The 15502-nt window shown below is 24.7% G+C and carries 16 protein-coding genes and 1 tRNA gene; 4 read left to right on the top strand and 13 right to left on the bottom strand.

The features are described from left to right. Window positions 1-71 precede the first annotated feature (71 nt). A complete protein-coding gene (gene hpf / locus HL033_RS04390; RefSeq protein WP_218194063.1) occupies window positions 72-644 on the bottom strand; it encodes a ribosome hibernation-promoting factor, HPF/YfiA family in 573 nt (190 codons plus the stop codon). Window positions 645-881: 237 nt separating this feature from the next. On the opposite strand from hpf, the gene HL033_RS04385 reads away from it, so the two are divergent. Both HL033_RS04385 and HL033_RS04380 read left to right on the top strand, forming a co-directional pair. Beyond that, window positions 882-1763: an RNA polymerase factor sigma-32 gene (locus HL033_RS04385; protein ID WP_218194062.1), complete on the top strand. Its 882-nt coding sequence runs from the start codon at window positions 882-884 to the stop codon at window positions 1761-1763. Further along, on the top strand, window positions 1757-2266 hold the full coding sequence (locus HL033_RS04380; RefSeq protein ID WP_218194061.1) for an invasion associated locus B family protein: 510 nt from the start codon (window positions 1757-1759) through the stop codon (window positions 2264-2266). The genes HL033_RS04385 and HL033_RS04380 overlap by 7 nt, the downstream gene beginning before the upstream one ends. Here HL033_RS04380 and HL033_RS04375 read toward each other — a convergent pair. From HL033_RS04375 to HL033_RS04365, 3 genes are all read right to left on the bottom strand, one after another. Next, on the bottom strand, window positions 2260-2487 hold the full coding sequence (locus HL033_RS04375; RefSeq protein ID WP_218194060.1) for a septum formation initiator: 228 nt from the start codon (window positions 2485-2487) through the stop codon (window positions 2260-2262). The two genes, HL033_RS04380 and HL033_RS04375, sit on opposite strands and share 7 nt — an antisense overlap. A gap of 185 nt (window positions 2488-2672) precedes the next feature. Continuing rightward, window positions 2673-2801 (bottom strand): type B 50S ribosomal protein L36, encoded by a 129-nt coding sequence (gene ykgO, locus HL033_RS04370; protein ID WP_218194059.1) that lies wholly within the window; start codon window positions 2799-2801, stop codon window positions 2673-2675. A gap of 92 nt (window positions 2802-2893) precedes the next feature. Beyond that, window positions 2894-2985 (bottom strand) — tRNA-Ser (locus tag HL033_RS04365). A gap of 850 nt (window positions 2986-3835) precedes the next feature. Between HL033_RS04365 and HL033_RS04360 the strand changes: the two genes are divergently transcribed. Together HL033_RS04360 and HL033_RS04355 are read left to right on the top strand one after the other, a co-directional pair. Further along, window positions 3836-4462: a hypothetical protein gene (locus tag HL033_RS04360; RefSeq protein WP_218194058.1), complete on the top strand. Its 627-nt coding sequence runs from the start codon at window positions 3836-3838 to the stop codon at window positions 4460-4462. Between the two features lie 334 nt (window positions 4463-4796). Beyond that, window positions 4797-5423, top strand: coding sequence for a hypothetical protein (locus HL033_RS04355; RefSeq protein WP_218194057.1), 627 nt, complete (start codon window positions 4797-4799; stop codon window positions 5421-5423). A gap of 124 nt (window positions 5424-5547) precedes the next feature. On the opposite strand, the gene HL033_RS04350 is transcribed toward HL033_RS04355, so the two are convergent. From HL033_RS04350 to putA, 9 genes are all read right to left on the bottom strand, one after another. Further along, window positions 5548-6813 (bottom strand): adenosylmethionine--8-amino-7-oxononanoate transaminase, encoded by a 1266-nt coding sequence (locus tag HL033_RS04350; protein ID WP_218194056.1) that lies wholly within the window; start codon window positions 6811-6813, stop codon window positions 5548-5550. A gap of 742 nt (window positions 6814-7555) precedes the next feature. Then, on the bottom strand, window positions 7556-8965 hold the full coding sequence (terL, locus tag HL033_RS04345; RefSeq protein ID WP_218194055.1) for a phage terminase large subunit: 1410 nt from the start codon (window positions 8963-8965) through the stop codon (window positions 7556-7558). Window positions 8966-9209: 244 nt separating this feature from the next. Next, window positions 9210-9335, bottom strand: a complete 126-nt coding sequence (locus HL033_RS04540) for a hypothetical protein (RefSeq protein ID WP_255323773.1) — start codon at window positions 9333-9335, stop codon at window positions 9210-9212. A gap of 71 nt (window positions 9336-9406) precedes the next feature. Continuing rightward, window positions 9407-10036 (bottom strand): hypothetical protein, encoded by a 630-nt coding sequence (locus tag HL033_RS04340; protein WP_218194054.1) that lies wholly within the window; start codon window positions 10034-10036, stop codon window positions 9407-9409. An 80-nt stretch (window positions 10037-10116) separates the two neighbouring features. Beyond that, complete coding sequence (locus tag HL033_RS04335; RefSeq protein WP_218194053.1) at window positions 10117-10500, bottom strand: phage tail tube protein; 384 nt, start codon at window positions 10498-10500, stop codon at window positions 10117-10119. A 4-nt stretch (window positions 10501-10504) separates the two neighbouring features. After that, window positions 10505-10882: a hypothetical protein gene (locus HL033_RS04330; protein WP_218194052.1), complete on the bottom strand. Its 378-nt coding sequence runs from the start codon at window positions 10880-10882 to the stop codon at window positions 10505-10507. Next, window positions 10879-11433 (bottom strand): head-tail connector protein, encoded by a 555-nt coding sequence (locus tag HL033_RS04325; RefSeq protein WP_218194051.1) that lies wholly within the window; start codon window positions 11431-11433, stop codon window positions 10879-10881. The genes HL033_RS04330 and HL033_RS04325 overlap by 4 nt, the downstream gene beginning before the upstream one ends. 133 nt (window positions 11434-11566) lie before the next feature. Continuing rightward, the gene (locus HL033_RS04320; protein ID WP_218194050.1) at window positions 11567-11878 is read right to left on the bottom strand and encodes a hypothetical protein; all 312 of its coding nucleotides are present in this window, start codon (window positions 11876-11878) and stop codon (window positions 11567-11569) included. 343 nt (window positions 11879-12221) lie between these two features. Beyond that, window positions 12222-15341, bottom strand: coding sequence for a bifunctional proline dehydrogenase/L-glutamate gamma-semialdehyde dehydrogenase PutA (gene putA, locus HL033_RS04315; RefSeq protein ID WP_218194049.1), 3120 nt, complete (start codon window positions 15339-15341; stop codon window positions 12222-12224). Between the last annotated feature and the right edge of the window lie 161 nt (window positions 15342-15502).

Genomic DNA, 15502 nt, shown 5'->3' with positions numbered 1-15502 from the left:
TCAAAAAATAATTAAATAATGAACATATTATACACACTTATTAAATATAAGCAATTATTGCATTTTGAAATCTAATGCATTTTTAACGTATTGACCCAAGTTATATTACCATCATTCCTCATATAAATCATATTTACCATATTAGTTCTCGCATTAATAAATAACAATGCTGGAATAGATGTCATCTCCATTTCCATTACTGCTTCACTTACAGACATAATTTTCAAATTTGTATCTTCTTCAATAATTAAAGGAGAATCCTCTATATTTTCACTCGTAACATCTTGAATATTATCAAATAAATAGCTTTTATATTTCTGTTGATTACGGATCAATTGTCTATTTTTACGATATTTATTTATTTTTTCACTCTTATACTTAGTTAATTTACTATTTAAGTGCGTAACAGCATTATCAATAGCCTTATAAGCCGTTTCTGCATTTTTTAATAATTTTATAAATTCATTAATGTTATCATAAATGCTTATACTAGCACTAAAAAAATAAGCTTCTTTTGATAAAATAACCTTAATTATAACTTCATCTTGAAAATATTTTATAATGTGATCTTTAATAGCCTTTTCCACATACGCTTTTATACTATCAGTAATATTAAACCCTCTACACGTGATTGTAATATTCATAATTTATTACCTAACACTGATTAGTTGACAGGATTTAATAATATACCTATAATTTTTAAAATTTATTAATTACTTAAAATCTCTTAGTGTATTTTAACCCTATATTTCAATCTATAGCATAATTAATTTTCCTGATTTTATTCTTTTCACCTCTTGAAAATCTTTTATATACTTATTATAGTGTTATAATGGCTGGGATATGCTAATATTAATGATAAAGTTTAAAATGGTAAATTTATGCTAACATCATCTGTATTCTCTTCTCTTAATTCTGATAATGTTCTATCATATATTCGTCAAGTTCAGTCCTTTCCTGTTCTTTCTGCTGAAGAAGAAGAAAAATTAGCAAAAAGCTGGTATGATAACGGGATCATAGCTGATGCGCATAAATTAGTTACCAGTCATCTAAGGTTAGTTATAAAAATTGCAATGGGATTTAAAAATTATGGACTACCATTAATAGAGTTAATTATGGAAGGTAATATAGGTTTAATGCAAGCTGTAAAAAAATTTAATCCTAATCTTGGATTTAGATTATCAACTTATGCAATGTGGTGGATCAAAGCTTCTATAAAAGATTATATTTTGAAATCATGGTCGCATGTTAAAATAGGAACTACTCAAGCACAAAGAAAGTTATTTTTTAGCTTAAGAAAAATAAAGAAAAAATTATTATGCTGTAATAATATAACTTTAGATGAAGTCAAAGCTATAGCTAACGAATGCTCTACTTCAGAACAAGAAGTTGAGTACATGAATAAATTCTTCAATAATAGAGATGTATCTTTAAACGGATTAGTTTTTACTAATAATAATGATGATAATAAAGTTGAACTCCAAGACATAATACCATCTAATACACCAAATCAAGAAGTGATGTATCACACTAATGAAGAAAATTATATTAAAGAATCATTAATACAGAAAGCTTTATTATCATTAAAAGATAGACATCGTGATATTTTTATTAAAAGAAGATTAATTGATCAACCAGAAACTTTAGAATCACTAAGTATAAAATATAATGTATCAAAAGAAAGAATTAGACAAATTGAGCTACATTCATTTAATAAAGTAAAATCCTTTATTCAAGCTAACAAAGAAGAACTAATGTGTTAGTTAATAAATTTATAATAATAATATTATTATTACTTGTTTTTAATGTGCATTGCTTTGCCTCTGTATTACAAGGTATTAGTGATATAAAGCTAATTGAAAAAAATAAAAGTTGGAATGTTTATACAGCTACACAAGGCGAACAAAAACTATGTTACTTACTTTCCTCTCCTACTAATAATAACAAAAGCAATGCTCTGTTTATGGTAACTTATATTAGTAAAGTATTTAATGAAGTTAGCGTATCTTCAGGTGTGAAGTATAAGCAAAAACCTTTAAGATTAATAATAGATCATAAAAAAACATACTATTTATCAATAATTGAGAATGACATAGCTTGGACAGAAAGTATTAATACCGATGCAAAAATTATAGATGCCATGCAAAAAGGATTGTTATTAGTTGTCAAAGGAGTATCTACATCTAATAAAAAAATAGAAAACTCCTATTCTTTATTAGGTTTTAAAAAATCATATAAAAAAATGCAACAAATTTGTAATTATTGAGGGTTTAATATTATAACAATTTCATTTTTATCAACATAACCTAATACATTACGTGTTTGTTCATCTAATAAATCTAAATTTAACGACTTCTCCTGTAAAAGTTTATTTTTATGCTCTAACTGTTTTTTTAGATCCACTGCTTTTTTTAAAACAGAATAATGATAATCAACATCTTTATATAATTTAATTAAAGTAATAACACCTCTATTACCAATTAGCATATGAATATTAAAATAAAAAATTAAAACTAATATAAGTAATAAAGCAGTATAATAAGTAAGCTTATTATTTTTGCTATTTCTTATAGTAATAAAAGAAAAATTTCTAATAAAGCACCCCTGCCGTCATTTCAATATATAATTATTAATATTTTTTAATTAATATAAACTTAACACAACTATAACAATCAATACCCTTGACGTGCTTTAAACCTAGGTTTTTTTTTGTTTATCACGTATATACGTCCTTTTCTGCGTACTATCTTACAATCCTTATCACGCATTTTAGCAGATTTTAAAGAGCCTATAACTTTCATTTTTTTCCTCGTATGTTGCACTTATATGTTTATATATTTGATTTATATCGTCAAGTAAAATAACCATCATTATCAAAAAAGATGCTTATTTTTGGCGGAGAGAGAGGGATTCGAACCCTCGATACGATTTTATTCGTATAACGGTTTAGCAAACCGCCGCCTTCAGCCTCTCGGCCACCTCTCCATTTCTGTATACCAATTATAAGAACAGTAATACTTTAAAGTATGTTCTATTCTATATAAAACTTCAATATAAATCTCAACATTACATACCTTTTCATTGCTTAAACTTTTTTTAAATATTACCCATAAAAGGTTTCATAAAAATTTTTGATGCTAAGAATTATATAATATTAATGAAATCAAAATTTGAAGATATATTAGTTATTTTAATAAAAAAAATCAAATGATAATTTAATAAAATATCCTAACAATAGAATTTTTACTATAATTTATACAACAGACTAAAAAAGATATTAATTATTGGTATATACGGTAATAAAGCCCTATTTAAAATGAAGATAATATAATATAGATAAAAAATTTTTTTATACTCAGTTTCTTTATTGCTACTATGACGAATTATAAAAAATATAACTTATTTTAATTTTTTATCAAAAAACAACCAAATTAACTATATAAGTTAATATGTTAAACGATCATTAAGTAATCAAAAATAATTTAAAAAAAACAGAAAACTAAAAAATTACTTTAAATATAACATTAATATAAAATGATATTAAAAATATTGTATACATTAAATAATATCAATTATACAACAATCTATAAAATAGTAGAATAAATATTCATGATATAATTTTTTTTACTCTAATATTGATGATATTGGATCTGATAAACTAATTAGAAAGATTTGTAATACCTATATAACTCTACTAAAACAATAAAATTATGATGACAATTATCACGTTTCTTCTATTTATTAAGTAATAATATATATTAAATTATATATTAAGGTATGGAAAATAATTTCAATTTATATTATAATTATAATTTAATTAACTAATGTTTTACATATGATATTAACTTTACAGCAAATAACATTTAACTATATTATACAATCAATTTTAGCTGCTTTGTATTTAAAAAATCCTTCTCTTGCTATTACTCCTTACCAATTTAACAAAGTAGAAGAAACTTTAAGAAGCTTTTATAGCAAAAGTCATACCAATCATTTCATGAATACTATTGCCAAGAATTTACATGTTAAAAAATTCACTAATAACATGATAAATACTAATTTTATTGCTGTAATGCGTAAAGTTATAAAGCTTGATATTTATATATTTTTAACAAACATTTCAACTATTAATGATGCTAAACAAATACTTTCTCAATGTAAAAAGTATGCTACTATGTTACCCTTATACATAGCCAATAAAACAAGTGATGTTCTTGTTGATTGTTGTCTTTCTGATAAAGAAATTAAACATATTTCTAATACGTTATTAACATTTGCTCATCAACAGCTTTATAAATCATGCTTCCATATAATTTCAAAACAGGCTGCTGATGCTGCTACTATGATTACAATAGATAAATCTAATAATCTTTCTGTGAAAGAAGCTTGTACATTAATTGAACATATGTCAATTGAATCTCCATTCTATCCAACATATCCTGATAAATTTTTAAATCAATAATCAGTATTGTTAACATATTAAATTAACAAAATATAGGTTTAATTTAATAAATAAAAAGCAGTATGTAATAATGTTTACTGCTTTTTTCAGTTACATTATATTTAAGACATGATATAATTTTTTTTACTCTAATATTGATGATATTGGATCTGATAAACTAATTAGAAAGATTTGTAATACCTATATAACTCTACTAAAACAATAAAATTATGATGACAATTATCACGTTTCTTCTATTTATTAAGTAATAATATATATTAAATTATATATTAAGGTATGGAAAATAATTTTAATTTATACTATAATTACAATTTAATTAACTAATGTTTTACATATGATATTAACTTTACAGCAAACAACATTTAACTATATTAAACACTCAATTTTAGCTGCTTTGTATTTAAAAAATCCTTCTCTTGCTATTACTCCTTCCCAATTTAACAAAGTAGAAGAAACTTTAAGAAGCTTTTATAGCAAAAGTCATACCAATCATTTCATGAATACTATTGCTAAGAATTTACATGTTCAAAAATTCACTAATAACATGATAAATACTACTTTTATTGCTTACATGCGTCAAATTATAAAGCTTGATATAGAATTATTTTTAATACACACTGCAATTATTCATGATGCTAAACAAATACTTTCTCAATGTAAAAAGTATGCTACTATGTTATCATTAGGTATAGCCGGTCACATAGATTGTATTTATGATAATTGTCGTATTTCTGATAAAGACGTTAAACATGTTTATAATACGTTATTAACATTTGCTCATCAGCAGCTTTATAAATCATGCTTCCATATAATTTCAAAACAGGCTGCTGATGCTGCTACTATGATTACAATAGATGAATCTAATAATCTTTCTGTGAAAGAAGCTTGTACATTAATTGAACATATGTCAATTGAATCTCCATTCTATCCAACATATCCTAATAAATTTTTAAATCAATAATCAGTATTGTTAACATATTAAATTAACAAAATATAGGTTTAATTTAATAAATAAAAAGCAGTATATAATAATGTTTACTGCTTTTTTCAGTTACATTATATTTAAGATAAACATCTGATTATAATTAATCAATAGTTTTGAGTAACTCATTAATTGATTCAATAAGTGTAGTTAATTCTTTAGAAGTAATAATAAATGGGGGCATTATGTAGATAACATCTCCTATAGGTTTTATCCATATTTTTAGCTGAAGTAATTTTTGAGTTAAGTCTTGATTAATTATATTTATATAGCCACTATTAAGTTCGATGACACCTACAGCCCCAATAACCCTCACAGAACTAACAAAATGCAGTTTCTCAAATATTTTTAATTCTTTTGTGAGTTGCAATTCAATATTCTTAATATTTTCCATAATCTTCTGGTTTATAAAAAGATCAATAGATGCATTAGCAGCAGCACATGCTAAAGGATTTGCCATAAATGTCGGACCATGCCTAAAAGCTGTGTCTGTATTTAATGTAAAAGTATCATAAATATTTTGAGTTGTTAAAGTTGCTGCTAATGTACAAAAACCCCCTGTTAAAGCTTTACCCACTACCATAATATCAGGAGTAATATTTGCATGATTACATGCAAACATCATGCCAGTACGGCCAAAACCAGTTGCAACTTCATCTGCAATAAATAATATATCATATTCACGAGTAATATTATAAATCTGTTGTAGTATTACAGGAGAATAAATTTTCATTCCCCCTGCAGCCTGTAAAATTGGCTCTATAATAACTGCAGCAACATCATTATGCAACAATTCTAATTGCGCAGTAAAATCATACATGTCTTCTTCAGTGTGAGGTAATTTTAATATATACTGATTAGGATAGTATTTATTCAATACAGATCCGTGTAATACTTTTGGATCAGAAACTGACATACAACCCATAGTATCACCATGGTATCCATTATAAAAAGATATCAATTTATACTTGTTGCATTTACCTATGTTGCAAAAATACTGCACTGCCATTTTTATTGCTACTTCTATAGCAGTTGAACCAGAATCTGAAAAAAATACTTTTTCCAATCCAACAGGTGCAATCTTCACAAGTTGTGAAGCTAGCCTATATCCCTGCTCATGAGCAAATCCAGATAACATAATGTGAGATAATGTCTCAACCTGTTCTTGTATTTTATGAACAATATATGGATGAGAGTACCCATGACACACACTCCACCAACTTGATATACCATCTAATAATAGATGACCATTTTCTAAGAAAATATAACAACCATTAGCAGATTTTACTGGTAGTTGCATAAAATTTTTAGTATATGGCAGCCATATATTAGGCTCTCCTTCGGCAAACCATTGTAATTTACTATTCATTGATACTTTAACTCATTTTATAATAATATTAGTTAAAGTAATATATACTAACAAGTAGTTTTTTATTAACACATTTTATATTGCAAAAAATAATTAAATATATTACATATTTCTATTTTCAATAAATAATACTTATTTTAGCTAAATACTATATGCATGTTATTTTTTAATAAATAACGATTATTATCCTTGTAATTCTATACATGAATTACTTAGAGTATGTATAATTTTTATACAATTAATTACAGATAATCAGATATATAATCTATATAATTAGATTAATAAATCATTTTGTTATACTCAATAAATAATATTTATTTTAGCTAAATACTATATGCATGTTATTTTTTAATAAATAACGATTATTATCCTTGTAATTCTATACATGAATTACTTAGAGTATGTATAATTTTTATACAATTAATTACAGATAATCAGATATATAATCTATATAATTAGATTAATAAATCATTTTGTTATACTCAATAAATAATATTTATTTTAGCTAAATACTATATGCATGTTATTTTTTTAATAAATAACGATTATTATATATAATAATATACTATATTAAAAATAATAATAAAGGTAAGTGATTTATATAATTAGGAATAAAATTATGGTAAATTTTAAAAAATGATATTTTATGATAAATCTATGAGGTAATGTATGTTTACAAAAATGCAATTTATAATATTAAAATTTATAGTATTTTTTAATTAATAAATATTAAGAAATATTCCTACAATTGTCTCATCTGTAAATAAGGATGTGTATTATTTATAACATTAGAGGCCCAATATAAATATTGAGTCATGCTATCTAATTGATCGTCATATTGTGTATTTGGGAATGATAAAATTTCCTGTTCAAAATCATCTAACCATACTGAATTATATGGTAAAAAAACACGTCCAGATTCTATAATAGGAATAACCTGATATAATCTTGCCATTTTACTATTAACAGGGTTAATTTTTATAATTGATAATGCTGCATCACTTAATTCTTGTATTAACTGTATTCCACTTGCTTTTACTTCTATAAGAATTGCATTAGGATGCCAATATTGAGCTAATGTAATAACTTGTTTTTTTAATAAAGGATATTCAATTCTTGCTCTATATACTTCTAATAAAAAAAAAGATCCTTTAACTTGTGACCATGTTGTACAAACACTAAAATTACTACCTTTATTCGATGAATTTGCAGTATCCCAGCTTTGAGTAATAAAGGATTCACATTTACAATCGTATTTATATCTCTTTATCCATTTACGTTTTATTACTCCATTTGATATATTAACTGGAGATTGTTGATATTGCGCAGAAAAAGCATACGTTCCCAAATCAAACTTAAGATCCTTAATGTATTTTTGACTTTTCTTTTTATAAAGAAATTCCCCTTCTTCCCTAATATATAAAATATTTCTCTTTTTTTTATTAGCTTTTATTATATATGGCAGCACTAAAGAATAAATTACAGTTTTTTTTTCTGATAACATTGGTATAGATAAATGATGCCACTTTCCATAATTTGGCTTTGATAAAACATGATAACTTAAATCTTCGCTATGTAATCTATGCATAACAATAATAACAATACCATTCTTTCGATTATTCATTCTTGTAATAAAACTTTGATCAAACCAATAACATACTTTTTGCCTATATACTTTGCTGGCTGATTGTATTAAATTCATAGGATCATCTAATATTAAAATATTACCCCCTTCTCCTGTAATTGATCCACCTATTGACGTTGCAAACCTATATCCATGTTGCGTTGTTTGAAATTTTGATTTAGTATTTTGATCTTTTGATAAAATAACATTTGGAAATAACTGTTGATACCACTTAGATTGTAATATATATCGCGTATCTAAAGATAATTTTTCGCTTAAAATCTGTGAATAACTTGCAACTATAATCTTTGATGAAGGATTAAGTCCTAATATCCAAGCCGGCCATGCAACACTAATACAAATTGATTTCATTGATCTTGGTGGCATATTAATTAATAAATAATTAATCTTTCCTTGAAGTGTTGCATCTAACCTATCAGCAAGTACCTTAATATGCCAATTATTCATAAATTTATTATCAGGAGATATCGTATTAAAACACAACTTTAAAAATTCTAAAAATTTCATACTATAAAATATTCGCAATAACTTAATAAAGGACTTTACTATTTCTAGAAATAACAATCGATATAGAAAATATTCTCAATTATACAAGGTATTTAAAATTTTTTTAAATATCAAAAATAATAAATTCTTCTATAAAATATAATATTAGTAATGTACCTATCTCTGAAAAAATACATTAATTATATAACAATATTTTTTAGGTCTAATAAGATATTACTGTCACAATTTAATATAATAATTTACATTATAATGTAAAAAACAATGCCTTATTACATAAAAATAATCTTTGATGAGATTTCTTTATATCCTCTTCTTTTCTAGGTTTTTTATCGCTTAGCATACCTATAACATCAATATTATGCTTAAGCATAATAGGTAGCATTGAAAAAAAATCATATTCATTAATACTTTAAAAAATGATGCAGATTTTTTTGAATGAGATTAAAATAATCTTTGATGAGATTTCTTTATATCCTCTTCTTTTCTAGGTTTTTTATCGCTTAGCATACCTATAACATCAATATTATGCTTAAGCATAATAGGTAGCATTGAAAAAAAAATCATATTCATTAATACTTTAAAAAATGATGCAGACTTTTTTGAATGAGATTTTTTTCCCAATCTATTATCTCTATTATATTTTTTTGCTGAAACTATATTTGATGATACAGTTTCTCCTGATCTTTGTATTGGATCCATAGCATGAGCAATACTAACTTTTATAAATCTAAACATTAATTCTTTAATATTATGTTGTAAATTTATTGCTTTATTTTTTTTAATACTTTGTATAACTTTTTTTGTATAACCCTTATTATAAGGTAATTGCTTTACTATATGATATAAATGTACTTTTTTTAAAATTTTATTCTTACGTTCACAGTGTTTTGCTTGTAATACATAATCTTTCTTAATAGGAAATAAAAAATGATTCTTTTTATATAAAATACTATTAACACACTTAACAGCTTGATTGACCGCCTTTTGAATATCTCTTAATGCATTAATATTATAACATCTATTAATACATTTAAAAATTAACTTTGCAGCCAATTTACTAGAAAATAGCATATTTATTTGAATAATATATTAAAGAACTTAAATTCTATTATAGAAAAATTAAAAAATATAAAATTATAAACTAATATTATCTATATATAAATTACTTTACTAGTACTGATAAGAGTTACATTAAAATTATCAAATTTATTTACTTCGTAATATCTTTCATATAATTCAATAATACATTTTATTAATATTTTTTCCTTATCATAAAATATTAATTCAGATTCTACTATACTATTAGCAAAAGAATATTGTCTTAAAAGTTGATCTGCAAATGAATAATCTAGTATACCACTTATTTTTATAACAATATATTTGTCACCTGAATTTTCCAAAATATTTTTCCACCCTATAGAATATATATTTTTTATATCATCGCCTTTATTTCGTAATGTCAATCTCACACTTTTTATATTTTTTAGTAAAATAAAATTCCCTTCCAAATCTTTAAATTTAAAAAAAACTGTCATATAATTATTGAATTAAAAGTAAAAATTCTATAGAAGAGTATAAAGTATCATTATGATATATATTATGATAACGCTTAAAAATTAGTCGATATATAATAGAAAATTTACTAAAGACATACCCATCAAGCAATTTCTTTACACAATCTATGATTTCCAACGTATCATACACAGAATAACTATAAATATTACAAGTTAAATAAACTTCTAAAAATGTATTACTAAAAGTGTTAATAACTTTACAAGAATTTATATATAAACACATACAAGGAAAAGAAGCTTTTTTTGGTAATTGACTATAAATTTCAGTTACAATACTACTTATAGCTTTATCAGATTTTAATAAACTTAAAATTAATTTATATGCTTCACTTATTACAATCACAGTACTAATTTTAACTCTCGAAATGGAGAATACATATCTTTAACAAAATTCAAATTATCAACAGCTTCTGCTTCTCTATTTTTATACGATATGGCAACATGATGTAATATTCCATGTTTAATTTGCATTGGTATTATATTAGCATCATAATAACCTGCTTCATAAATAATATCCATTCTATTAATACACATTATATTGTAAAATGTAATAGAAGACTGAAAAAGATCTGCATAATAATTTTCTATAGGAACTATAAATTCATCTTTATTATAACTGATAATTTTCACCGATACTATATGCACAATAGGACTAAAAGGTAATTGTATTTTTCTAGGAATATTGTCATAACAAGATATTTGCCATTGCTGCTTCATTAATGATTTTTCCATATACCATTGCGCATATTCAGAAGACATAGCAATTAAACACATGATTAAATCATCATCCATATTATGTTTAACACGCAAAAAAGATTTTGCTTCTAATAATGTTACAGGAAAAATTTTTGGTAAAGTTTTTCTTATTATATGAAATATTGAATTTTGTAACATATAATTCCCAATTATTAATAATAAAATATATTTTATATTAAATTTAATATATCTATATCTGCAATAAAAACATGAAAAACTAAAATAGAATTAGATATGCGTCCATTATAACATTTATAATAATATACAAATATTATGAATTATCAAAAGCTCTGCGTGAAACTGCAAATAATATTTTATTAATAATTTCTTGATTTATATTATCAAATATTTTCACATTACTACTAGAAACAGTATTCTGAAACTTCAGTAACTCCATTTGTAACAACATTGCTAGTTCTTTTATGAGAACATGTTGAAAATAATTAGAAAAATGAGATATAGAATTTTCAAGAAAATTTTCAAATTCCAATTTTTTAATATTAATTAATTCATCAATACTATTTATAAAATCTTCAGATTTATTATCATAAGTGAACGTGTTATTCTTCAAATCATTAAACATAACAATAATACAATATCAATATTATTATATTAAAAGATAGATTTATTTATGGGAAGCATTTTATAATTTTATAGTATATTAACTTATCAAATATAAGTTATAATTATATTTGATTTTATAAAAAATATAACAAGAATTCTCTTTACAACCATACTATTCATAATTTAGAAATTGATAATTAATTAGAATAAATATATATTTTCTTTATTTATTAATAATTATACATAAACATCACATTGTTAAAATTAAGTAATCAATCATAAAAAAATTTACTAAAAAAAATACCCAATATTGATAAAACTGCAGATATATCTATTAACACAGCAGCTTCTGAAGGACTAGATTATACATCATCATCTAAACACATAAGAGGGATGTTACCTCCTAAGATAGTAGTATTAATAGTTACAACTTTTTCCGTTAAAAATCTATGTAAATAATATGGACCACCTGCTTTAGGTCCAGTACCAGATAACCCTTGTCCACCAAAAGGTTGTACTCCTACTACTGCTCCTATTTGACGTCTATTAACATAAATATTACCAGCATTAATTTTATCAGTAATATCATCAATATTACTTTGTATCCTACTTTGAACAGCAAAAGTTAATCCATATTTAGTATCATTAATATCATTTAAGATTTTAGGCAAATCTGATTTTTTATATCTAATAACATGTAATACAGGTCCAAATACCTCTTTTTCTAGCTGTGAAAGTGACTCTATTTCATAAATGTGCGGTGGAAAAAAATACCCTTTATTATTACCAATTTCACATTTGTAAAGTAATTTAACAGTTGATGACATTTTTTGTGTATGATCAATTAATGCTTCATATAACGATTTATCAATAACTGGACCTAAATCTGTCTCCAAAAGCATAGGATCGCCTATTCGTAATTCTTTCATTGCTCCACATATCATTTTAATTTGTTTATCAGCAATTTCTTCTTGAATAAACAAAATTCTTAACGCAGAGCACCTTTGTCCAGTACTTTTAAATGCAGATACAATTACATCATTAGTCACTTGCTCAATTAATGCTGAACTATCAACTATCATTGTATTTAATCCACCAGTTTCTGCAATAAAGGGTATTATTCCACTACTTCTTTTAGCAATATTTTTATTAATAATATTAGCTGTTTCAATAGACCCAGTAAATGCAACTCCTGATATTTTACTATTACTTAACAAAACTTCTCCCAAAATTTTACCCTTTCCAGGAATAAAATGTAATACATTTTTTGGTATTCCAGAATTATATAATAATTTTACTACTTCATAAGCTATTATAGAAGTTTGTTCAGCAGGTTTAGCTAATACAGTATTACCAGCAACAAGAGCAGCTGCAATAGGACCTAAAAATATTGACAATGGAAAATTAAATGGAGATATACATAAAAACACACCTCTCCCATCAAAATAAATATAATTTTCTTCCCCTACAGGACTAGGTAATTTTTGCCATTCTCTTAGTTCTTTTCTAGCTTGCATTGCATAATAACGCAAAAAATCTATGGCTTCTCTAACTTCTAAAATCGCATCATATAAAACTTTACCACCTTCTTTAATTAACAAATTAATAAATTTTAATTTATCATTTTCTAATTCATCAGCTGCTTTATCTAACATTGCAGCACGTTCTATAACAGGAATACTTTTCCACATCGCAACAGATTGATGAGCTATATCAAGAGCTTGTATCGCTTGCTCAGAAGTTGTAAAAGATACTTCTCCTATAATATCCAAATTTGAAGGTGAAAATACTTGCTGAAAATCATTAGAAATTTCTTGACCATTAATAATAGGACATGATTTCCACAATGTATCTTTATAATTTTCTATTTTTGATTTTATAGATGAAACTACCACTGAATCAGTAATATCAGTACCAGCAGAATTAATTCTATCAGAGCCAAACAAATCCCTTGGCAAAGGAATACTAGGATGAGGTAAATATTCTAAAAATTTTGCTTTTTCTAGTGGATCCTCCAGTAACTTATCAATTGAAATATTACTATCATTAACTCTATTAATAAATGAATTATTAGCTCCCTGCTCTAATAACATTCTCACAAAATATGATAATAAATCTTGATAATCTCCTATTGGAGCAAAAATTCTGCATTTTATGTTATCAGCTAATTCTTGAGTAATATAATCATGTAGATTTTGAGCAACACCATATAATCGTTGAAATTCAAATCCTGGATGATCTTTATTTGCTATTTCCAAAATAGTAGCCAATGTATAAGCATTATGAGTTGCAAAGCATGGGTAAAAATTATTTGGCTTATTTAAAATTCTTTGAGCACATGCTAAATAAGAAACATCTGTATATACTTTCCTTGTAAATACAGGATAATCAATCAATCCAAGTTCTTGAGTATTTTTTATTTCATAATCCCAATAAGCTCCCTTAACAAGTTGTAGTAATATTTTACGATTTGATCTTATAGCTATGTCCTCTAAAAAATCTATAACAGCTAAAGCTCTTTTTTGATACGCTTGAACTGTAAATCCTAATCCATCCCATCCCTCTAGTGATTTATTAAGACATAATTTTTCAAAAACAATTAATGATATTTCCAATCTACTTGCTTCTTCCGCAGCTATATATACACTAATATTATAATGCTTTGCTAATTTACATATTTCTAATAATCTAAACATTAAATCATCTATAATAAGGCTTATTTGAGAAAACTCATACCTTGGATGTAATGTAGAAAGTTTTACTGATATTCCATGCGAATCTAATAAATTTTGAGAGTTTTTACAAGAACCTATTGCCTTAATAACATGCATATAAGATTGAAAATATTTTTCAGCACTTTCCATAGTTATAACAGACTCACCAAGCACATTAAATGAATAAAGCTCATTAATACCTTTATTATCTAAAGCTTCTTCTATGTTTGTACCCATAATAAAATTTTTACCCAAAGTATACATTGCTTGAATAACTGCCTTTCTAATTATAGGTTCTCCCATATTTTTAATTAAGTTACTAATAGTATTATACCATTTAGAGTTATCTCCCTTATCTTTTAAAACACGTCCACTTATCAACAATCCCCATGTTGATGCATTAATAAATACAGAAGAAGATCTCCCTATATGTTTGCTCCAAGCACTATTGACTAATGTATCTTTTATCAAATCATTAATAGTACAATTGTCAGGAATTCTTAATAAAGATTCTGCTAAACACATCAAAGCAATACCTTCATCATTAGATAATCCATATTCTTGTATAAATGCATCTACTACACTTGAATTTTTATTTAATTTTATTTTCTCAATAATTTGTTTAGCAGTATTATAAATACGTATTTTAGAATCCTGTAAAATTTCTGTTTTCTCTGTAAGAAACCTAGCATAACTTTTTTCATCAATGCGATATAACCCCTGCAAACGCTTACGTAGTTCATCAGGCTCTTGTAAAGAACTTATCATATAAATTTATCCTCGAATATTTCATTATAACATAGCTATTAACACTAAAAAATATGAATTCACTATATCAATAATTTAAATATTATATTTATACTCATTAACATACCACACAATATTCTTATATCAAGATTTCTACATTTACACTGTAATTAAAAAAATTA

The sequence above is a fragment of the Neoehrlichia mikurensis genome (genome assembly GCF_019186785.1).
GTDB classification, from domain to species: Bacteria; Pseudomonadota; Alphaproteobacteria; order Rickettsiales; family Anaplasmataceae; genus Neoehrlichia; species Neoehrlichia mikurensis.
Note: the sequence above shows the minus strand (reverse complement) of the source record. Positions and strands in the feature narration are given on the sequence as shown.